Source organism: Actinoplanes sp. NPDC051411 (assembly GCF_040682075.1).
Classification (GTDB): domain Bacteria; phylum Actinomycetota; class Actinomycetes; order Mycobacteriales; family Micromonosporaceae; genus Actinoplanes.
In genome coordinates this window covers 43,150-63,930 of record NZ_JBFBAD010000008.1, presented here as the reverse complement: position 1 = coordinate 63,930, position 20,781 = coordinate 43,150, and the positions used below count along the sequence as shown (strand labels likewise).

General features: G+C 70.0%; 19 protein-coding genes and 2 pseudogenes. 9 read left to right on the top strand and 12 right to left on the bottom strand.

The window, feature by feature from the left end:
* Window positions 1-11 precede the first annotated feature (11 nt).
* Window positions 12-530 (top strand): helix-turn-helix domain-containing protein, encoded by a 519-nt coding sequence (locus AB0M88_RS06540; RefSeq protein WP_364096347.1) that lies wholly within the window; start codon window positions 12-14, stop codon window positions 528-530.
* On the opposite strand, the gene AB0M88_RS06535 is transcribed toward AB0M88_RS06540, so the two are convergent.
* Complete coding sequence (locus tag AB0M88_RS06535) at window positions 527-1,207, bottom strand: MarR family transcriptional regulator (RefSeq protein ID WP_364096344.1); 681 nt, start codon at window positions 1,205-1,207, stop codon at window positions 527-529. The two genes, AB0M88_RS06540 and AB0M88_RS06535, sit on opposite strands and share 4 nt — an antisense overlap.
* Before the next feature lie 216 nt (window positions 1,208-1,423).
* On the opposite strand from AB0M88_RS06535, the gene AB0M88_RS06530 reads away from it, so the two are divergent.
* Complete coding sequence (locus AB0M88_RS06530) at window positions 1,424-2,641, top strand: serine hydrolase domain-containing protein (protein WP_364096341.1); 1,218 nt, start codon at window positions 1,424-1,426, stop codon at window positions 2,639-2,641.
* Here the strand turns inward: AB0M88_RS06530 and AB0M88_RS06525 are convergent.
* Window positions 2,638-3,615 (bottom strand): LacI family DNA-binding transcriptional regulator, encoded by a 978-nt coding sequence (locus AB0M88_RS06525; protein WP_364096338.1) that lies wholly within the window; start codon window positions 3,613-3,615, stop codon window positions 2,638-2,640. The genes AB0M88_RS06530 and AB0M88_RS06525 overlap by 4 nt on opposite strands.
* A 103-nt stretch (window positions 3,616-3,718) precedes the next feature.
* On the opposite strand from AB0M88_RS06525, the gene AB0M88_RS06520 reads away from it, so the two are divergent.
* Both AB0M88_RS06520 and AB0M88_RS06515 read left to right on the top strand, forming a co-directional pair.
* Entirely contained in the window at window positions 3,719-4,165 is a 447-nt protein-coding gene (locus AB0M88_RS06520; protein ID WP_364096335.1) for a response regulator, read from the top strand.
* Window positions 4,166-4,177: 12 nt separating this feature from the next.
* Window positions 4,178-4,762 (top strand): TetR family transcriptional regulator C-terminal domain-containing protein, encoded by a 585-nt coding sequence (locus AB0M88_RS06515; protein ID WP_364096332.1) that lies wholly within the window; start codon window positions 4,178-4,180, stop codon window positions 4,760-4,762.
* Between the two features lie 2 nt (window positions 4,763-4,764).
* Here AB0M88_RS06515 and speB read toward each other — a convergent pair whose 3' ends face one another.
* Window positions 4,765-5,775 carry an agmatinase gene (speB, locus tag AB0M88_RS06510; RefSeq protein ID WP_364096329.1) on the bottom strand — a complete coding sequence of 337 codons (1,011 nt, stop codon included), beginning with the start codon at window positions 5,773-5,775 and terminating at the stop codon, window positions 4,765-4,767.
* A gap of 112 nt (window positions 5,776-5,887) precedes the next feature.
* Between speB and AB0M88_RS06505 the strand changes: the two are divergent.
* Window positions 5,888-6,885 (top strand): annotated as a pseudogene (locus AB0M88_RS06505) (serine/threonine-protein kinase).
* A 1,056-nt stretch (window positions 6,886-7,941) separates the two neighbouring features.
* Here the strand turns inward: AB0M88_RS06505 and AB0M88_RS06500 are convergent.
* The 8 genes and pseudogenes from AB0M88_RS06500 to AB0M88_RS06465 form a co-directional block, all read right to left on the bottom strand.
* The gene (locus tag AB0M88_RS06500; protein WP_364096326.1) at window positions 7,942-8,154 is read right to left on the bottom strand and encodes a hypothetical protein; all 213 of its coding nucleotides are present in this window, start codon (window positions 8,152-8,154) and stop codon (window positions 7,942-7,944) included.
* A 1,015-nt stretch (window positions 8,155-9,169) separates the two neighbouring features.
* Window positions 9,170-9,883: pseudogene (gene istB, locus AB0M88_RS06495) on the bottom strand (IS21-like element helper ATPase IstB).
* Window positions 9,884-9,973: 90 nt separating this feature from the next.
* On the bottom strand, window positions 9,974-11,623 hold the full coding sequence (gene istA / locus AB0M88_RS06490; RefSeq protein WP_364096324.1) for an IS21 family transposase: 1,650 nt from the start codon (window positions 11,621-11,623) through the stop codon (window positions 9,974-9,976).
* Window positions 11,624-12,044: 421 nt separating this feature from the next.
* Window positions 12,045-12,878 carry an alpha/beta fold hydrolase gene (locus tag AB0M88_RS06485; RefSeq protein ID WP_364096321.1) on the bottom strand — a complete coding sequence of 278 codons (834 nt, stop codon included), beginning with the start codon at window positions 12,876-12,878 and terminating at the stop codon, window positions 12,045-12,047.
* Window positions 12,879-12,905: 27 nt separating this feature from the next.
* Entirely contained in the window at window positions 12,906-13,328 is a 423-nt protein-coding gene (locus tag AB0M88_RS06480) for a DoxX family protein (RefSeq protein ID WP_364096319.1), read from the bottom strand.
* Between the two features lie 103 nt (window positions 13,329-13,431).
* Window positions 13,432-14,277: an ABC transporter permease gene (locus tag AB0M88_RS06475; RefSeq protein ID WP_364096316.1), complete on the bottom strand. Its 846-nt coding sequence runs from the start codon at window positions 14,275-14,277 to the stop codon at window positions 13,432-13,434.
* Complete coding sequence (locus AB0M88_RS06470) at window positions 14,274-15,239, bottom strand: ATP-binding cassette domain-containing protein (RefSeq protein WP_364096313.1); 966 nt, start codon at window positions 15,237-15,239, stop codon at window positions 14,274-14,276. The genes AB0M88_RS06475 and AB0M88_RS06470 overlap by 4 nt, the downstream gene beginning before the upstream one ends.
* Before the next feature lie 104 nt (window positions 15,240-15,343).
* Window positions 15,344-15,985: a PadR family transcriptional regulator gene (locus tag AB0M88_RS06465; protein WP_364096310.1), complete on the bottom strand. Its 642-nt coding sequence runs from the start codon at window positions 15,983-15,985 to the stop codon at window positions 15,344-15,346.
* 518 nt (window positions 15,986-16,503) lie between these two features.
* Here AB0M88_RS06465 and AB0M88_RS06460 point away from each other — a divergent pair.
* The 4 genes from AB0M88_RS06460 to AB0M88_RS06445 all read left to right on the top strand — a co-directional run bounded on the left by AB0M88_RS06460 (window position 16,504) and on the right by AB0M88_RS06445 (window position 19,613).
* Complete coding sequence (locus AB0M88_RS06460) at window positions 16,504-16,932, top strand: ankyrin repeat domain-containing protein (protein WP_364096308.1); 429 nt, start codon at window positions 16,504-16,506, stop codon at window positions 16,930-16,932.
* Window positions 16,933-17,057: 125 nt separating this feature from the next.
* Complete coding sequence (locus AB0M88_RS06455; RefSeq protein WP_364096305.1) at window positions 17,058-17,675, top strand: hypothetical protein; 618 nt, start codon at window positions 17,058-17,060, stop codon at window positions 17,673-17,675.
* A gap of 42 nt (window positions 17,676-17,717) precedes the next feature.
* A complete protein-coding gene (locus tag AB0M88_RS06450; protein WP_364096302.1) occupies window positions 17,718-18,311 on the top strand; it encodes a GNAT family N-acetyltransferase in 594 nt (197 codons plus the stop codon).
* 96 nt (window positions 18,312-18,407) lie between these two features.
* The gene (locus tag AB0M88_RS06445) at window positions 18,408-19,613 is read left to right on the top strand and encodes an alpha/beta hydrolase-fold protein (RefSeq protein ID WP_364096299.1); all 1,206 of its coding nucleotides are present in this window, start codon (window positions 18,408-18,410) and stop codon (window positions 19,611-19,613) included.
* 209 nt (window positions 19,614-19,822) lie between these two features.
* On the opposite strand, the gene AB0M88_RS06440 is transcribed toward AB0M88_RS06445, so the two are convergent.
* Window positions 19,823-20,734: a hypothetical protein gene (locus tag AB0M88_RS06440; RefSeq protein WP_364096296.1), complete on the bottom strand. Its 912-nt coding sequence runs from the start codon at window positions 20,732-20,734 to the stop codon at window positions 19,823-19,825.
* Between the last annotated feature and the right edge of the window lie 47 nt (window positions 20,735-20,781).

The window sequence follows — 20,781 nt, the reverse complement described above, 5'->3', positions numbered from 1 at the left end:
AGACTCCGGATATGCGAACCGACGGCCAGGCCAACCGCGACCGCATCCTGTCGGTCGCCGAGGAGGTCTTCGGGAGCGGCGGCCCGGCCGCCTCGACCGAGGAGGTCGCCCGCCGGGCCGGCGTCGGCATCGCCACCGTCTTCCGGCATTTCCCGACCAAGGCGGCACTGCTCGAAGCCGTGCTGACCCGGCGCTTCGACCGCCTCCACGCCGAGGCCCGGGGCGCGGAGTTCCACGACTTCTTCCGCCACCTGGTCGCCGACGCGGCGACGAAAATCGCCATCGGCGACGCGTTCGCGGACGCCGGCGGCGACCTCGGCGGCACCGCCGCCCAGGCCTCGCTCCGGCTGCGGCAGGCGGTCGGCGAGCTGCTCGACCGGGCCCAGCGGGCGGGCACGGTCCGCTCCGAGGTGGAGCTGCCCGAGGTCTACGCCCTGCTGATCGCGACCTCCCGTGCCCACCTCGACGCCGGCGTGCGCGACCGCGTGCTCGCGATCGTCTTCGCCGGACTGGCCCCCTCAGGCCCTTAGGCTCCGGTGCGCTGCCATTCCTCGATGCCCTGCTGGAGGCAGCGATTCACGGTGTGCAGGAAGCCGGCCGAGGAGTCGAAGCGGGCACCGGCCGGGGTGGCGGCACCGAAGAGCGCCGCCCCGCGCCGGGAGATGTCGACCAGGGCCTCGTTCATTCGCATCGCGGCGAGCGTGGTGCGCAGCCACATCTGGTCGTCGATCTCGTATCGCTCGCGGCGCCCGCCGGGGACCCGCGTCCGGATGAGCAGGCCCTGCTGGTCGAGGAACGCGACGGCCTGGGAGACGGACGCCGGGCTGACGTGCAGCTGCCGGACCAGTTCGGCGGCGGTGAGGCGGCCGGCCTCGGCGGTGTAGAGGGCGGCCAGCACCCGTGACGCCATCCGGGAGAGCCCCTGCTGTTCGAGGAGCGCGACGAACGACTCCGTGAACTCCTGGACGTCGTCGGGAACCGGTGGCGCCGGCGACTGGGCCGGCCTGGGGCGGCGTGCGCGTTGGCGGGTGGCCTCGTGCGCGTGCTCGGCCCGGTAGCCGTCCGGTCCGCCGTTGCGGGTGACCTCTCGCATGACCGTCGAGGCGGGACGGCCCAGCCGGCGCCCGATCTCGGTGTAGCCGAGCTTTCCGGTCAGCCCCTCGGCGATCTGCCGGCGGTCGTCGTCGGTGAGCCTGCCTCCGGGCATCGGTCCGCCTCTCGGTTGTCCGGTCCACAGTGTGCGTTCGGGCGCAGCCCATTGCAATCGAGTATTGCATTCAGCGCCATTGCCATTGCAACGAAACGGGCGAATCCGCTGCCACAGAATGGATTTCTCTCCCAAGACATGTTGACGGAAATATAAAGGCAACGTACGGTCAGGGCCGTTCAGGAATTGCCGAACGTCGAGAACGGGGATGGAATCATGGGTGGTTTCTCCGCGGCCGGGTTGCGCAAGATCCATGACGTGCTGAACCGGCATGTCGAAACCGGGCGGATCCCAGGGCTGGTCGCACTGATCGGCCGGGGCGAGGAGACACATGTCGAGACGATCGGAACCATGCGCCACGACGGCGGGCCCCCGATGCGCCGGGACACGATCTTCCGGATGGCCTCGACGTCCAAGCCGGTGTCCGTCGCCGCGGCGATGGTGCTGCTCGACGAGTGCCGGCTGCGGCTGGACGACCCGGTCGACCCGTGGCTGCCCGAGCTCGCCGACCGGCGGGTTCTCACCCGAATCGACGCCCCGCTCGACGACACCGTCCCGGCCCGCCGCCCGATCACCGTACGGGACGTGCTGAGCTCGACCTTCGGGGTCGGCATGGACATGACGTCGCTCGGCACCCCGATCATGAACGCGGTCTTCGAGCGCGGGCTCACCCCCAACCTGCCCGAGCCGATGCCGGCACCGGACGAGTGGATGCGCCGGCTCGGCGAGCTGCCGCTGATGCACCAGCCCGGGCAGCGCTGGCAATACCAGCTGGCCAGCGACCTGCTCGGCGTGCTGGTCGCCCGGGTCAGCGGCCAGTCGTTCCCGTCGTTGCTGCACGAGCGCGTCTTCGGCCCGCTGGGCATGACGGACACCGGCTTCCACGTGCCCGACGACCAGATCGCCCGGCTGCCGGCCCTCTACGCCCCCGACCCGTCGAGCGGCGAGTTCCACGTCTGGGACGAGGCGGCCGGCGGCCGGTGGAGTGCGCCCCCGGCGTTCCCCGGCGGGGGCGGCGGGCTGGTCTCGACCGCCGACGACTACCACGCCTATTTCCGCATGCTGCTCCACCACGGGCGGCACGGCGGCGAGCGGATCCTGTCCCGCCCGGCGGTCGAACTGATGACCACCAACCGCCTCGCCCCCGAGCAGCAGGCGGCCCGCGACGCGATGGCCCGCGACAACGTCCACCTCTCGCACGGCCAGGGCCAGCACGGCGGGTGGGGTTTCGGGATGGCGGTCCGCACGTACCGCGGCGACTACGCCCCGATCGGCCAGTTCGGCTGGGACGGCGGCAGCGGCACCTCGACGTACGCCGACCCGTCGAACGACCTGGTCGGCATCCTGCTGACCCAGGTCGGCGCCTCGGTCCCCGACCCGATGCACGTCATGCACGACTTCTGGACGACGGTCTACCAGGCCCTCGACGACTAGGCCGATTCCCGGAGCACCGGCCGGCTGGGGAAGACCGAGTCGTCGGCCCGGCCGGACAACGCGGCCCGGGCGGCCGCGGCGGCGACCTCCTCGACCGGGTGGGTGGCGGTCGACAGGGCCGGACAGACGGCGGCGGCCAGCGGGATGTCGTCGAAGCCGGTCAGGGCGATGTCGGCCGGAACCCGCACGCCCCGGGCGGCCAGGAACTGAAGTACGCCAAGGGCGGTCGCGTCGGTCACCGCGACGATCGCGTCGGTGTCCGGCCAGCGGCGCAGGATCTCCGAGGCCGCGGCGCGGCCCCGCCGGGCGGTGAAGTCGCCGGGCACGATGCGGGCCGGCAGGCCGGCGGCCCGCATCACCGAGACGTACGCGTCGAGCGGCGCCCGCGCCGCGGCCAGCCACCGCGGGCCGCGGACCAGCGCGATCCGGCGCCGCCCGGTCGCGTACAGATGGCCGGCCAGGGCACCGACACCGGCCGCGCTGTCGACGTCGGCGCGGGCGACCCCGGGAACGGCGGCACCGATCGTCGCGACGCGCCCGTGCAACGCCGCCGGCAGGGCCGAACGGTCGTGGCCGGCCAGCACGACCGCGGCCACCCCACGGTCGGCCGCCAGCTCGTCGAGCGCGGCCCGGCCGTCGAGCGGCAGGCGGCGCAGGCTCACGCCGAGCCCGCACGTGTCGGCGACCGTGGCCACGGCGGCCGTCGCCCGGGCCACGAACGGGTCCTCGAGGATCGACGCCCGCGCGTCCCGGAACGCCAGCACGATGCGCGTGCCGCCGCCCCGGGCCAGGCTGCGGGCGACCGGGTGCGGGCGATAGCCGAGCTCTCCGGCCGCGGCGAGCACCTCGCGCCGCGCCGCCGCCGAAACCGGCCCGGCCCCCGACAACGCCCGGGACGCGGTCGCCACCGAGACACCGGCCCGCCGGGCGACATCGGTCAGCCCGGGCCGGTCCGGGCGCTGCGGGGAGGTCACGCGGTTCAGTTTCGCACCCGTTGTGCAACCCGGGATGCCCTCGACCGGGCGCGACGGCGGCCGATGCTCTGCTCCGTCAACCCTTGACGTCTGGAGAACCCTCGTGGCCGCAGCACTGCACACCCTGCCGTACGCCGCCATCGCCGACTGGACCGCCGGCCTCACCGAGCCCACCATCGTGGTCGCGGAGGACGACGAGAGCATCCGCGATCTGATCGCGTTCAAGCTGGAGACCGCCGGCTTCCGCGCGATCACCACGGGCGACGGCAGCACCGCCCTCGACCTGGTGCACACCGTGCAGCCCGACATGGTGATCCTCGACGTCGTCATGCCGGTGCTGGACGGGCTGAGCGTCTGCTACGAGCTGCACTCGTCGGCCCTGACGGCGCAGATCCCGGTGCTGATGCTCAGCGGTCGCGACCGGCAGGTCGACATCGACCTCGGCCGTACCGTCGGGGCCGACGACTACCTGGTCAAGCCGTTCAGCCCGCCCGAGCTGCTCGCCCGCGTACGGTCGCTGCTGTATCGCGGTGAGGCGTTGGTCGCGTGATAGACATTTGCCGTGAGCGAAGCGAGGCGGCGGGCGGCGCGTAAGCGCGCCGACGTGCTCGCCGCCGCCGGGGCGGTGGTGGCCGCCCGGGGAGCCGAGGCGACCCGGTTCGCCGATGTCACCGCGGCCACCGGGGTCGGCGTCTCGACGCTCCAATACTATTTCGGCAGCCGCGAGGACATGCTGATCGCGGTGTTCCGGCACGCCGCCCAGGCCGACTTCGACGCGATCGAGGCCCGCCTGGCCGACCGGAGCGACCCGTGGGAGCGGCTGGTCACGATCGCCGCCCATCTCAGCGGCGACACCGGCTGGCGGGTGTGGGTCGAGTCGTGGCGGTGGGCCCTGCGCGATCCCGAGGTCCGGGCCGACGTGCTCGGCGACTACGCCCGCTGGCACAAGCTGATCGCCGCCGAGATCGAGGCGGGGCGGCGGGCCGGCCGGTTCGACCTGTCCCGCTCGTCGCTCGACACGGCCCGGCAGCTCCTCGCCCTGATCGACGGCCTGGCGCTGCCGGTCGCGCTCGGCGACCCGCAGATCCCGGGCGACCTGCTGACCGACGCCCTGTCGAGGCTCCTCGGGAAAGCCCCGGCCGGCTGACGCTACTTTCCCCGGCCCTCCGGCAGCGGCGTCGACCGCTTCCACCGCGGCCCGTCCCCGTCCAGCCGCCGCCGGGCCATCCCCGACAACGCCTCCAGCACCACCCGGTTGCCGAGCATCGCGGTGATCTCGGCGTGGTCGAACGGCGGCGACACCTCGACGATGTCCATGCCGACCACCGGCAGCTCGTGGCAGATGCGGGAAACGCTGTCGAGCAGCTGCCGCGCGGTCAGCCCGCCCGGCTCGGGCGTGCCGGTGCCGGGCGCGTGCCCCGGGTCGCAGACGTCGATGTCGACCGAGAGGAAGACACCGTCGCAGTCGTCGAGGGCGATCGCGAACGCCTGGTCGAGCACCGCGTCCAGCCCGCGCTCGACGATCTCACTCATGTGGAACGAGTTCATGCCCTGGCCGGCCATCCAGTCGAGCACGTCCGGCCCCGGCCAGTAGCCGCGCAGCCCGATCTGCAGGAACCGGTCGCCCCGGACCGCACCCGACTCGATGAGCCGGCGCATCGGCTGCCCGTGGCCGTAGAGCGACCCGAACTCGATGTCCCCGGTGTCGGCGTGCGCGTCGAAGTGGATCACGCTGATCCGCCCGGCGCCGTGGTGCCGCGACACCCCGGTGACGTCCGGCCAGGTCACCGTGTGGTCGCCGCCGAGCACCAGCGGAATCGCCCCGTTCGTCGCGATGAAGGCGACGGCGTCCTCGATGGTGCGGCAGCTGCGCTCGATCTCCCCCGAATAGACCTCGAGGTCGCCGGCGTCGACGACCCCGGTCAGGGCGTCGACCCGCATGGCCAGGTGCGGCCGCGACCCGTCGTGCGGCAGGTAGTCGGTGCCCCGGATGACCTGCGGGCCGAAGCGGGCCCCCGGCCGGTGCGACGTGCCGCCGTCGAACGGCGCCCCGACGATGACCACCTCCGCGCCGGCGTACGACGAGGGCTCCTGCCAGTCACAGGCCGGCACCCCGAGAAACGTGTAGTCGGGGCCGTACATCGGGCCGTATCTCGTCATCAGTCCTCCCGGCTGTATCGCGATACAGTACCGCCATACAGGTGACTCGTGGTTTGCCGATGTTCCCGCCGGGTACCGACCATCTGCGCCGGAACACGCTGGGAGGTCGGATATGCGAACGCTCGGCGGGCGCTACCAGCTCGTGCGGCGGATCGGCGTCGGCGGCATGTCCGAGGTCTGGTCCGGCCACGACGAAGTCCTCGACCGGGCCGTCGCGGTCAAAATTCTGGGGCCCGCCGCGGCGGTCACCCCGGGCGGCCCCTCCGGCGTCGATTCCGTACGCACGGAAGCCCGTTCCGCCGCCGCCTGGCCCATCCCAACGTCGCCGGCGTCCACGACTTCGGCACCTCCACAACCGACGGCGCCGAGGTGCCGTACATCGTGATGGAACTGGTCGAGGGCCACACACTCGGCGAGCACATGGCCGCCGGCCCACTGGACTGGCACATCGGCGTACGGATATGTGCGGAAGTCGCCGCCGCGCTGGCGGCGGCCCACGCCGAGCAACTGGTCCACCGCGACATCAAGCCGGCCAACGTGATGCTCACCCCGAGCGGCGCCAAAGTCCTCGATTTCGGCATCGCCGCCTCGGTCGGCGAACCCGACCCGGACCCCGACGGCCCGGTCATGGGCACCCCGGCCTACGTGGCCCCGGAACGCTTCGACGGCGACCCGGCCACCCCGGCGGCCGACATGTTCGCCCTCGGCACCCTGCTCTACCACTGCCTGTCCGGCCGCCTCCCGTGGACGGCGGCCAACCCGACCGAGCTGGTGAGGCGGCAACGCTACGACGACCCCGAGCCCCTGCCCGACATCGGCGGCCTGCCACCCGAGGTCCTCGACCTGTGCTCCCGCTGCCTCAACCGCGACCCGGCCGAACGCCCGACCGCCCTGGTAGCGGCCCTGCTGCTGGCCGAGGCGGTCGACGCCCGCGTCTACGTGCCGATGCACGACTTCAGCGTGGGCACCCGCCCGACGACCCCACCCCCGTGGACCCAGCGCGCCGCCGAAGCCCCGACCTCGGCCGCCGTCCCCGGCGCCCGCCACCCCACCCCCGACCCGGACCCGGACCGCCGAACCGACCGCCTCGGCCGCCACCGCTCCGGCTAGGACCGAAAGCTCAGGTTCCCGTCCCGCAGCAACGCGAATCCATTCGCTCAACGACCTGCAATTTCGGGTCGACGCACAAGGCGACGGCGAGTCCGAGGTCGATGAACCGCCGGCCAACAGGAACCCTTGATAGCGAATATAAGTATTCCGACCAGACGCAAACCCATTATCGCGACGCTTTCCGAGACGCAGCGCCGAACATTCGACAATCATTGCGATCGGGTCCGCCGCCTGATCCCGCCGCGAGTGATCCCGATCGTTTCCGAAGCGCGCGGTGCTCTCGAAGCGTCGGGTGGCGCCCGGCCGCCGGTCGGCGCCGGCGGGATCACTCGGCCGAGTCGACATGGCCGGCCGGAGGACCTGCCTGACCTGTCCGGTGGGGCGCGGCCCGATCGGCGGGGACGGCCGGATCGGCGGAGCCATCTGACCGAGGCGCTGCGCAGCCCGCCCGCCCCGGGCGGCCGGCCGTGTCGGCCTGACCGGCTCGGTCGGGCACTGCGCCATCCGCCCGCTCGCAGCGTCTGATCCGATCAGCCGGGCCGGCTTGGCCAGCGGATGCAGCTTGACCAGCAGGTTCGTCCGGACCAGCAGACGCGGACCGGTCGGCCGGTTTGTCCCGGCCGGCAGACACGGACCGGTCGGCCGGTTTGTCCCGGCCGGCGGAGGCGGCTTGGCCCGCGGAGGCCACTTGGCCCGCAGAGACAGCTCGGCCCGCAGAGACAGCTCGGCCCGCAGAGACAGCTCGGCCCGCAGAGACAGCTCGGCCCGCAGAGACAGCTCGGCCAGCAGAGACAGCTCGGCCAGCATGTATGGCCTGGTTGGCAGACAGGTTCTGGTCGGCGGGCACGCTGGTGGTCTGTTCGGCCGGGTCGGCCTCGCTGTCCTCTCGGCCGGGGCCGCAGGCGAGTCTGCGACCAGAGACGACGTTTCCGCTCGGAGCCTGAGCCGGAGGCCGCTCGACGTCGGCCGGTCCGGCCATCGGGGGCGCCGGCTCGGATGGCAGGCGACTGCTGGCGCGGTCAGTCGGTGCGGCGGCGTCGCCGTACAGACGCAGGTTCATCGCTCGGCGGCCATGACGTTGCCGCAGACCCCATTCACGGTGCCGCTCATGCTCCCGGCGAAACGGTCACGCTCAGGTGAATAATTGCGCGACGCGCTCCGGTCCCGCCACGATGCCAGTTGCGACCGGGGAAAGAACTCGAGCTGCGCCATAAGCCATTTTCCCGCATTCGAGTGGGAAAATGTCAGCCGCACCGGCGTGTCGTTCATGCCAACCTCGTACCGCAAAGGAATCGTCAAAGACCCGATCCTGGACACCGGGCGGGACTGCCGTCCGAGCCGGCAGTGGCGAAGTCCGGCGGTGCCCCGCGGCGCCACGGCCACAGCCTCGTCCAAGGCTTCCGGGTGGTTCTGCCGGGTAGGTGAGGCACGATCGGGTGTCTGCTGCTGTGCCGGAGTTTGGCGGGTTCGTACGGTCTGGATCGAACTGCGGCTGAGTTCGAGGTCGCGTTCGTCGATCAGGGCGGGTCGGCGTCGCAGGGGTCGCTGGCCTCGTGCTGGAACCAGCCGTTCGAGCACTGCCGGCCGGTCCGGTCGTTCTCGTCGCGCCGGGGCATGCGCAGCTAACTCGGGCCTGGTTGTCGCCGTCGCGTCGCAGCCGTTCTGGTTGAGCTGGTCGGCCGGGCGGCGTCGGGTTCGGCACGCTCCGGACTACTTCGTACGGTTGAGCGACGGCTCGGGTGTGGTCGTTGACGTGCGCCCTGATGACCGGATCGAGCCGGATGATGCGGCCAGGTTCGCGGTGTCGGCGCAGGCATGTGCGTCGGTCGGATGGGGATATCGGCGGGTGGGTGGGCTACCGCCGTGGGCTTGGCGGATGTCACCGGCGTCGTGACTCAGGTCCGGGCGGCCGAACTGGTGGCAGATCCGGTCTTCGTGCTGGCCTCGGAGAATCATGCACCGCTGCCCGCCTCGGGAATGCTGGAGACTTTGCCGGAAGCGGTCCGTGAGAACGCGTTGTGGTGGGAATCCCCCATCGTCGAGCTGTTGTCCGGCCTCCGCTCGGACGGTAGCGCCGAGCCGGCGACGACCACGCTGCCGCAGCGTGAGCTGGCGAAGGTCGCGCGGCTGCGGGCGGAGGGCCGGCTGGTCGGGGCTGGCGTCGCTGCAATGGCTGCGGAGGTTTCGTCCGACACCGCTTATTGGCGAGTTCTGAGACCGCCGGGCACGTGTCGGTGTCGCGGATGTTGGTTTGCGTCGACACCGCTTCCGCGCCCGACGGGTGTCAGGTTGTCCGCTGTTTTGTGGCTTGGGCCAGACGGTAGGAGTCGGTGCTGGTCTCGAGGATGGTGCCGCCGAAGGTGAGTCGGTCGACGATGGCTGCGCATAGCCGGGGGTCGGTGAAGGTCTTGGTCCAGCCGCCGAAGGACTCATTGGACGCGATCGCGACCGAGGCCTTCTCCTAACGCTCGGTGAGGACCTGGAAGAGGAGTTCCGCGCCGCGGCGGTCGAGTTGCATGTAGCCGAGTTCGTCGATGCACATCAGGTCGACGCGGCCGTAGCGGGCGATGGTCTTCGCCAGCGTCATCTCGTCGGCGGCCTCGACGAGCTCGTTGGCAAGCTGGGTCGCCAGGGTGTACTTGACCCGGTAGCCGGCCATGGCGGCCTCGGTGCCGAGTGCGATCAGCAGATGGGACTTGCCGGTGCCGGAGTCCCCGATCAGACACAGCGGCTGTCCCTTCTGGACCCATTCGCACTTGGCGAGGGTGTGGATCACGGCGGGATCGATGTTGGGGTTGGCGTCGAAGTCGAAGGCCCGCAGGGACTTCTCGCGGGAGAACTTGGCGGCCTTGATCCGGCGTTCGGCGCGGCGTCGGGCGCGATCGTCGCACTCGGCAAGCAATAGTTCGGCGAGGAACCCGCGGTAAGACATCTGCTCACGCCCTGCCCGGTCGGCGTAGTTGGTGAAGGAGTTGCGGATGGTGGGCATTCGCAGCATCCGGCACGCTTGGTCGATCGCGGCGTCGGCTGCTTCTTCGGTCATTCCACGGCGCTTGGTGGTCACGGTGCGGCTCCTTCGTTCGGGGTGTCACGTCGGCTGGCCCAACAGCTGGTCGTACTTCTCCGGGCTCGGCAGCGGCCGAGTGTCGGCCGGGATGTGGGCGCGGAGCCGGCGCTCGGTCAGCGATCGCACGGCAGGGATCTCGCCTTCTCCGCGTGCCCTGTCGCCGCTCATCAGGGACTGGTGGTCCGCTGTCGTGTCGTCGGCTCCGCCATCTGCTGTGTCGTTGTACTTGCGCGCTTCCAACGCGACAGCGTCCGCGGTGAGCGCGCCTGCACGCAGCGCCGTCGCGAGTCCGGCGACGACGTGGTCGTGTGGAAGGTGCCGGTGCATCATCAGGACCTCAATGAGGGCACGGGTGCCGTCGGCGTCACCGTGGGCCTTGCAGGCCGCGGCCCACCAGGCGTCGTGAACGGGCGTGAACCGCCCGGATGCCCTGGCCTGCTCCAGCGCTTTCGCACCGGGTAGCGCGCCCGGTTTGCGGAGGAGGGCCTCGAGATAGTGGTCCAGGTCGACCCGGGTCGAGCCCTTGGTCATGAGCCGTTCGTGGCGGGCGATCTCGGTCCTGCCGTCGAACACGACCAGGTCGCTGGCGTTCAGGAGCACCCGGGCTTGACGGCCGACCATGCGCGCGGGCACGGAGTACTTGTTCATCCGGACCGTGACCTGGGCGTACCGGTCCACGCGCGGGGTGAACCAGCGGCCGGTCTCGAACGGCTCGGTCGGAAGGGGCGCGAGGAGTGGCTGCTCGGTGGCGAAGTGTTCCCCGACCGTGCGGGCGCGGGACCCGATCCGCCGGGCGTCGTCGGCTTCGTCCCAGGCGTCGACCATAGCGTTGAGCTCGGCGAGGGAGTCGACTTCTGGGATGGGGACGAGGTGGTTGCGTCGGAACCAGCCGATCTGCCCCTCGACGCAGCCTTTCTCGTGCGCACCTTGGATTCCGGGCTGGCAATAGAAGGCTTCGATGCCGTAGTGGGAACGGACGGCGGTCCACCTGTCGGCCTCGACCCGCTGGCGGGAGAACCCGATCACGCTCGCGACGGCGGCCTTGAGGTTGTCGTAGCGGATCTTCCCGGTCGGCACCCCGCCGAGCACGTTGAAGGCGTGGACGTGACCCTCGAAGAAGGCTTCCTGCCCAGCCGAGGCACTGACCCTGTGCACGGCCTTGCCCGAGTAGGAGAGCCGAAGGCTGAACAGCGCGCAGGTTACGAGCTCGCCGCGCAGGCGGATGGCGACGTCGCCGAAGTCAACCTCGGCTTCGCGGCCCGGGAGGTGCTCTTGCGGGATGAACGCGTTGGCAGGTTCCCGTCCGACCTCGACGCGAATCTCGCGGCGTCGGGTGGCGACGTACTCGCGGACCATCCAGTACGACACCACCCCGGCCCCGTCATGTTCGTCAAGCAGTCGATCGAAGATCCGCTTCGCCGTGTGTCGCTGCTTCCGCGGCGCGTCGAGGTCCGAGCGCAGCCAGTCGTCGATCACCACTCGGTACGCGTCAAGCCGTGAGCCGCGTTTGGGCGGTTGCTTTCTCTCCTTCGGCCATGCAGATTCCAGCGCCGCTGTCACGGTTCGGAAGCCGACGCCGTGCTTGCGCTGCAGCGCGCGGTTGGACATCCCAGATCGGGCATCCCGTCGGATCGCCGCGTACAGGTCGACCCGGGAACGCGGCTGCGTCATCGGTGGCACTCCTGACGTGAGCACGCCGTGGGCACGACTTTCGGCACCGGGCCACCGCCTGGGAACGGTGACCGCATGCGACCACAGCCCGGAATGACTGGCCCTACCGAGGTGCCTGGTCATGTGCTGCGCAGGGCTTCGGTGGGCGGTACTGAGTCGGCCCGGAGTGCGGGGTACGACCGACGACGGAGCCGATGAGCAGCGAGTAGGCCAGGTCGAGTCCCACTGAGGCCCAGGTCAGTACGACGGCCCGGCCTTGCGTGGTGACGAAGACGTTGGTGACGAGCACGCCCAGGATCAGGCCTGTGATGCCGCCGACGACATCAACCTCGACACCGCCTGTTCGCCCCGTGTCCCTGGCGCGACGAAGATCTGCTTGCGCGGTGCCTAGTCGGTATTCCCGCAACACCTCGCGGGCCCCTCAGTGTTCGGTGCTGAAGAACCGTAGCAACAGCGGGCCGACGGTCTGTGGGTCGACGACGTGATCCGGCCCCTCGAGGGTCTCTCGTTGAGCGTGGGGTAATTGGTCTGCAAGCTCGTCGGCTGCGCGGTCGAAGAAGTCCGAGGGCAGGCCTGCCATATAAGGGACCGTGATCGGGCCTCCGGTGGTGACCAGGACCGGTTGGGTGACCGTTGCCAGTCGATCGGCCGGCAATTGGTAGCGGTTGAGGAGGACGCTGTCGTGGACCAGCGTGGGCGCGAGGGCGACCGAATGCGCCCAATGCGCCGTCTGCTTGCCTGCCGCTTTCCTGGCCGCGATGTTGTCGTCGGAGGCGCCGGTCATGCGCATGAACAGTTCGAGAACCTCCTCGTCTCGCCCGGCGTCGAAGGCGCGTCGGGTGTCTGCGATGTACTCCTCGAATCGCGGGCGTATGTCGTCCCCGACCGCGTAGGGCACCTCCCAGACGGCGATCGTGTCGATGGCTGACCCGGCCGCGGCGGCTTCCAGCGCCAGCGCGCCGCCTGAGGACGCCCCGAACAGGTGTGCCGAGCCGCCCGCCTCCGCGATCAACGCATCCAGGTCCTCGATCTCCCTTTCCACGGCGTACGGCTCGGTGAAGCCGCTCGCGCCGCGTCCCCGACGGGCATAGTTGTAGACCGTGAAGTGCTCGGCGAGAGCCGGCGCCAAGGGAGCGTTCTCGGCTCCGTCGTCGAGTGCTCCGCCCACCAGAATGACGGCCGGACCGCTTCCCTCCCTGTCGTAGGCGATGGTGGTGCCATCGTTTGATGTCACGCGAAAGGCCATCTCGTTCATCTCACATCTCCGTTCGAGAGGTTTGTCTCAGCGCCTGAGCAGCGTGCCGACGACGGCCTCGGTGCGCGACCACCGCGTCCTTGCGATCACGGCCGCCACGACGAGTAAGGCGAGCGGCAGCCAAGGGCTCTGCTCGAGCACGAACTGATCGGTGATGACAGCACCGGTCAGCAATGCCGCCAACCCGAGACTGGCCAGGCCCGCCAGAGCCGGGATCAGAAGTCCAACCCCTCCCGCGACCTCCAGCGCTCCGACCAGGTACCGGAGCCACTGGCCAGCCCCGATGTCGGCGAACATGTCCACCATGACCGGGTCGCCGGCGAGCTTCGAGATTCCGCCGCCGGCGATTATCGCCGCCAACACGACTTGCAGAATCCAGACCCCGATGCTGCTCGGCCGCCCGGGCGTGTGCGCAACGGTTTCCGAGTTGTTCTTGGGGATGGTGCTCATTCGGCTCTCCTTGTCGTGTCCGGGTCTGGTACCGGTGATGGCGTTGGCGGAGTGGGCCGGGTTGTCGGAGCTGATTTCGACCAGGTGCTCGCGGTAGCGGCATCTATTTCTTGTTGCGGTAGAGGACCATGGTGATGGGACCGAAGACCGCGACGAGCAGCGCTGACGAGACGAGCACCCAGCCGATTTCTCCGGCGGGCACCGAGCCGTGCATCAGGCCGCGTACCACGGTCGCCAGGTGGGTGATCGGGTTGACCTCGACGACCGCCTGCATCCACCCGGGCATCGTCTTCGGGTCCACGAAGATGTTGCTCACGAACGTCAGCGGGAACATCACCATCATGCTGACCCCCGCCACCGAGTTCGGCGTGCGCAGGATCAGGCTGAGCATCGTCCACAGCCACGACAGGCTGAACGAGAACACCAGCAGCAGCACCACCGAGAGCACCACGCCGACGGCGCCACCCTCCGGCCGGAACCCTAGGACCAGTCCGAGCGTGATCACGATCGCCGACCCGATCGAGTAGCGCATCACATCGCCGAGCAGGGCGCCGACCAGCGGCGACGGTCGCCACACCGGGAGCGCCCTGAACCTGTCGAACACCCCCTTCTGGATGTCGGTGTTCAGCGTTATACCGGTGTTCATGGTGATCATGACGTTCGCCTGCACCAGGATGCCGGGCAGCAGGAATTGCAGGTACGCCTGTGTCGACCCGGCGAGCGCGCCGCCGAACAGGTAGGTGAACATCAGCGTGAACATGATCGGGAACATGGTCACGTCGACGAGCTGCTCCGGGATGTGTTTGATCTTCAGCAGCGCGCGCCAGCCGAATGTCAACGAGGTGCGCACCGGGCCGGGGCTAGACGGCCGCTCGCCGGCCAACAGCACACTGCGCAGCGCGTCCTCAGTGACCGGCGCCGACGCCTGCACCGCGGTCGTGGCATTCATGCGGCATCCTCCTCGGGTGTCTCCTCGGCGGCGTGTCCGGTCAGGGTGAGGAACACCTCGTCCAGGCTCGGCTGACCGAGCGCGAACTCGGTGACGTCGATGCCGCTGCGGGACAGCTCGGCGAGGGAACGGGCGACCCGCTCGGGGTCGGAGATCCGCGCGGACAGCGCGGCCGGGTCGGCGGACGGCTCGGCCGGCACCTCGAGGACGCCGGCGAGGACCCGTTCGGCCTCGGCCCGCTGCTCGGGCGCACGTAGCCGTACGTGCAGCGAGCCGGCGCCGACCGATGCCTTGAGCTGGCCGCTCGGGCCCTCGGCGACGACCTTCCCGTGGTCGATCACCGCGATGCGGTCGGCCAGCTGGTCGGCCTCGTCGAGGTACTGCGTGGTCAGCAACACGGTGGTGCCCTCGGCGACCATGCCCCTGACGATCTCCCAGACCTGGTTCCTGCTGCGCGGGTCGAGCCCGGTCGTGGGCTCGTCGAGGAAGATCAGTTCGGGGGTGACGACGAGGCTCGCCGCGATGTCGATGCGCCGGCGCATCCCGCCGGAGTACTTCTTCACTTGCCGGTCGGCGGCATCGGCGAGGCCGAACGCGTCGAGCAGGTCGGCCGCCCGCTCCCTGCCTCGGCGGCGTGAGTAGCCGAGCAGCCTGGCGAGCAGCAACAGATTCTCCACCCCGGTGAGGTCCTCGTCGACCGACGCGAACTGCCCGGTGAGGCTCACCCGGCTCCGCACCGCCCGGGCGTCACGCACGACGTCGTAGCCGAGCACTTGCGCCTCTCCGGCGTCGGGGCGCAGGAGCGTGGCCAGTATGCGGATCGCGGTGGTTTTGCCCGCCCCGTTCGGACCGAGCACGCCGTACACGCCCCCGGCGCTCACGGCCAGGTCCACGCCGGCGACCGCGTGGGTCTTGCCGAAGCTCTTTTTCAACCCTCTCGTCTCGATCGCGAACCTTCCCATGGGTTCGATTCCTTCCCTCGGTTGTTGCGAACGGATTGGTTGAGCTAGTCAAGTTTGACTACTTGGCCAGAGTGCACGAGGAGGAAACGTCTAGTCAAGATTGATTAGACGCGCATCTTGAGGTGATCGGGGACCATTCGCCACGAACCCGGATCATCGGCCATGGTGTAGGCGCCCTCAGACAGTCGTTTGCTCAGGCTCTTCGCCCACTCCAGTTCGGTGCGTGCGTGTCCCGCCCACAGTTCGGCCTGATCGCGGACGTGCTCGGGGGCGTCCCGATTGGGGTGCTCCCGCCACTTGGCCTGCACTACGAGCTCCGCTTCCAGGCGCGCGACCCGCTCGTTAACCTGCGCGATGGCATCTGTCCTGGTCAGCATGGGCAACATGGCGATGGACGCGTTGAGCATGTCCGCGTCGTGGGTGCGCCGCAGACCGTCGCGGACCAGTTCGACCATCTCGTCACGTCCCCGAGCTGTCGCGCGGTACAGAACGCGCTCCGGCCCAGAGTTGCCCGGCTCGGCGTGTTCGGTGAGGAGGCCATCAGCCGCCGCCTTCTTCAGCGCGTGATAAATCGAGCCGGGCTTGATCTTGGCCCAACTCTCCGCACCCCAGCTCTGCAGTTCGGACCGCACCTGGTAGCCATGCGCGCCGCCGGAGAGGTGCACGATACCGAGCACCAGGAGCTTCGTCGCCGACACGCGCCCACCTCCGCTCAACCCTCTCGTCTCGATCGCGAGCTTTCCCATGGGTTCGATTCCTTCTCTCGGTGTTGCGAACGGATTGGTTGAGGCTAGCCAAGTTTGACTACTTGGCCGAGTATACGAGAAGGAAACATCTAGTCAAGTTTGATTAGAAGCGCATCTTGAGGTGATCGGGACCATTCGCCACGAACCCGGATCATCGGCCATGGTGTAGGCGCCCTCAGACAGTCGTTTGCTCAGGCTCTTCGCCCACTCCAGTTCGGTGCGTGCGTGTCCCGCCCACAGTTCGGCCTGATCGCGGACATGCTCGGGGGCGTCCCGATTGGGATGCTCCCGCCACTTGGCCTGCACTACGAGCTCCGCTTGCGCGCCCGCCAGGTGGTGTCAACTCCCACCAACACTAGGCTGCCCTCCTGGTCCGGGTGGTGTCAGCACTGACCTACAAACGGTGCTGGTGGAGACCTCCAAAATCACTGCAACGGCTGCGGCTGGGTTATCAGCGCCCGGGTGCAGGCCGGCTGAGCATTCAGAGCATCTACGACATACTCATCCGCGAACACGGCATGAGCGGCGTGTCCTACTCGACCCTGCGCGACTACGTCACCCACCAATGCCGGCCACTCACCATCGCGACCAGCACCCGACCGAGTAGGAAGGCCATGACGATCACGCCGGCCCACCAAGCCGTCGAGCTCGAGGACCTGCCACGGCTGCGGGATCTGCTTGACGCCGGCCACGACGTCGAGGACGACAACGGCGACGGCTGGACCCTGCTCCGCCACGCCATAGACGTCGAACACGACGGGCACCTGCAAACCGGCGGCCCACTGCACGTCGACGTGACCGCGTTCCTCGTCGCCCGTGGAGCAGACCCTCAACGAAGCGGCCCCGACGGAACAACGCCCCTGCACGACGCCGAATCCCGCGGACATTGGCTCGCCGCCGAGCTCATCCGCAGCTGGATCGCCCGCGACCCCGCCCAGACCAGCTAGTCCTGGGACTTGCCTCACCTCGGGTCGCCCGGCCGGGCTTGGCTCCGCCGGCGTCCGTCCCCGGGAAGCCGAAATCCGTGCGGGCCGGACGCGGCCGCACCAAGGCGTAGGCCAAGATCTCTCGCATGTCTTATGACCTGGCGGTCTGGGAAGGCGCACGCCCGGACGACGACGATGCCGCGATCGAAGAGTTCGAGGTCCTCTACGAGCGTTACCTCGGGGCGGGCGGGACGGTCACCCCGACTCCGCGCATCGCCGCCTACGTGACCGCGCTGCTCGACCGCTATCCCGACATCGACACCGAGGCCGGCTTCCACGACAGCCCCTGGGCGAGCGCCCCGCTGATGAGCGAGGCCAGCGGCCCTCTGGTCTACTTTCCGATGGTGGCGGGCCGCGGCGACGAGACCGCGGTCTGGGCCGCGCGGGTCGCCGAGGAGCACGGGCTGGTCTGCTTCGACCCGCAGACCGACCAGCTGCGGACGCCGTGGGGCACGCCGTGGCGGTTCGAGTTCACGTCCGTGTTCGGGGATTCGGTGCGGAACCCCGATGACGTGGGCGACATTCTGGTCCAGCTGACCGTGGACGATCCGTTCGCGCTGCTCACCGCGGCCGACGGCTCCTACCTGCGGGTCGAGTGCACGCGTCCCGGCCTCTACACGCTGGAGCGCGGCGACGGGAGCCGGACCGAAGACGTCGGCCTCGATGAGGTCACGCGGGCTTTCGCCCAGTTTCTCGCCGCCTGACGCGGTTGCGGTGGAAGCGTTTCCACCGGTTAGGTTCCGGGCGTGCCCGAGATTCGCCCCTACCGTCCCGTTGACCGGGACGCCCTTTACGACATCTGTGTCCGCACCGCCGACGCCGGTGCGGACGCCCGCGGTCGCTACTCCAGCGACGACCTGATGGGCGACCTGTTCGCCGTCTCCTACGCCCACCTCGAACCTGACATGGCGTTCGTGGCCGACGACGGGCACGGCCGGGCGGTCGGCTACATCGTCGGCACCAAGGACACCCCGGCGTTCGTCAGGCGTTTCGCCACCGAGTGGGTTCCGTTGGTGGCCGGCAAATACGACGCCCAGGGGGAGAAAGACCGCGACATGCTCCAGCTGCTCCACCACCCGGAGCACATGCTGGTCGCCGAGCTGGCCGACTATCCCGCCCATCTCCACATGAACCTGGTCCCCGGCTTCCAGCGCCAGGGTCACGGCCGCCGGCTGATGGAGGCCTTCCTCGCCGCGGCGAACGGGGCCGGCGCGAGAAGGGTGCATCTCGGCATGTTGACGGTCAACGTGAAGGCGCGCGCCTTCTATGACCGCGTCGGCTTCACCGAACTGCAGGTCAAGGATCCGGGACCGCTCACCTACCTCGGGAGAGCGACCTGAGTGAAGGGGCAATCGTCACGCTGAGACATTGACCGATGCCGTAGTAGTCACGATAGGGTCACTCCCGCTGGCCGACTTCGGTGGGGGTGCACTGCCTTGTCCGTCCAACACATCGAGTCCCGCGCGGTCCGGAGTCCCCGGATCGGCCGATTACTCGACGACCCTTCACCGGGCGCGATCGCCGAGTTGTGGCGGGAGGTCGCCGAGCGCGGCAGCCCCCTGGTCGAGCCCTGGGACGCGGGCCACGTCCTGGTCACGTTCCTGTGGCGGGGCGAGGCGACGTCGACCCGGGTCTGGTGGGGTCTCGACATCCCACTGGTCCGGGTGCCGGGCACCGATCTCTGGTACGGCTCGGAGGTGTTGCCGTCCGACCTGCGTACGGTCTATTGCCTTTTCCACGACGGCGCCGAGACCCTCCCGGCGGGCCCGGGCCCGCACGGCCCGAGTCATCTCGACCAGTTCAACCGGCTGCCGTTCCGCTTCCCGGGCGACCCCGACGACCCGGACGACCACGACCAGTGGCTCTCGGTGCTTCAGTGCCCGGAGGCGCCCGCCGAGCGCTGGACCACGCTTCAGCCCGGCGTCACCGCGGGCCGGCTGGTGCACACCAGCCTGTTCAGCGAGGCCCTCGGCGGTGAGCGCCCGCTGACCGTCTACCTTCCGGCCGGCACGCCGCCGGACGGCCTTCCGGTGCTGGTCGCCTTCGACGGCTTCCAGTCGCGGCACGTGCTGCGGTTCCACACGACGCTCGACAACCTGATCGCGGCCGGGCGAATCCCGCCGGTTACGGCCCTGTTCGTCAACAGCCACACCGAGGAGCGCGAGCGGATGCTCAGCGCCACCCCGCCGGTCGCCGACTTCGTCGCCGGCGAGCTGCTGCCGTGGGCCCGGCGCACGTTCCGGGTCGGCGCCGACCACGGCAACCTGGCCGCCGGGGTGAGCCGGGGCGGGCTGGTCGCCGCGTACGTCGCCCTGCGGGCGCCGGATCTCTTCGGCGCCGCGATCTCACATTCCGGGAGCTTCTGGTGGCCGATGCCGGCCGAGGGCGAGCCCTGCGAGCTGATCCGCGAGGTGGCTCGCCGGCCGGCGAGCGACGTGCGCTTCTACCTCGACGTCGGCAGCCGCGAGCACCTGCCCGGGCCGGGCGGGGCACCCTCGCAGGTCGAGGTCAATCGCGCTATGCGCGACACTCTCGCTTCCCGGGGGTACGCGGTGAGCTACGCGGAATTCCCGGGCGCCCACGACTACGTCAACTGGCGGCGCACCTTCGCCGACGGGCTGCTCGCCGTCCTCGGCCGGTGAAACCCTGAGCTTTACGCCGCGTGACGTTCACGTAAACACAAGTGGCGAGACCTGCCCTTGTGAGACCGGCCCCGCCACCCAGATGCCGCCGTTTACCGCGGTCAGACATTTACGGTAGAGCACGAAGTTGACGATCGCCGCCCGGCCCCGGCACCGCGTGATCACGCTCTCAGCCGCCGACACCGTCCGCTAGCGACGCTCACCAGGAGTTACGCCGGCTCGCTGCGCAGGTCGTGGGCCCCGTCCTCGCGGGTCGCCTCGTAGTAGAGCCGCCGCGCGCCGTCCGGCATCGTGACCAGGCTCAGGTAGCGCAGGCCGTTCGGGGCGTGCGGGCTGCCCACCGGTTCGCGCTCCTCGGCCGTCAGGGGGCCGAAGCTGCCGTCGGGCGTGCGGCGGCCGCGGGCCACCCCGGTACGCTCCTCCCAGTTCTCCGCCGCCGTGGCCCGCCCGTCGTAGGCGACCGTGATCTCGTCGCCGTCGACCCGCACCGACGACACCCGGACCCCGCGCGCGTCCCACTTTCCGGGACGCGGGGCGAGCGCCGTTCCCCGCCAGGTCCAGTGCACGCCGTCCGGGCTCGTCGCGTACTCCGTGGTCATCCGGTCGGCGTCGTCCCACCGCTCGAGCGGGTGCACCGACGCCCACAGGTGCCAGCCGTACTCGTCGTGGTGCAGCACCGGATCCTTCACCGCGGCCGTCTCGTCGCCGGCCAGCACCGTGCGCGGCGCCGCGGTGGCCAGCCCTTCCGGGGTGTCGGCCTCGAGCAGCTCGACCCGCCAGTGCTTGGTGCCCGGGGTGGCCGCGCTCACGTACAGCCGCCACCGTCCCTCCGGCGTGCGGACGAGCGCGGGCCGCTCCAGCGACTCGGCCCCGAACTGTTCCTTGGTCACCTCGGCCACCGGGGTGAAGCTGAGCCCGTCGGCCGAGCGGGCGACGACGTTCGAGATCCCCCGGCCTTCGCCGATCGGCAGCCGCAGCCGGTACGCCAGATAGACGTAGCCGTCGGCGACGATCGTGCTCGGCGCGCCCGACCAGGCGCCGGGCTCCCCACTCGGCGGCTCGACGACCACGGTCGCGTCCTCCCAGCGGGGCATCGGCAGGGTCGTGGTCTCGATGGTCAAGGCGTCTCCTCGTCGTCGGCGGACTGGGCGGTAGATTACCCCGTTAC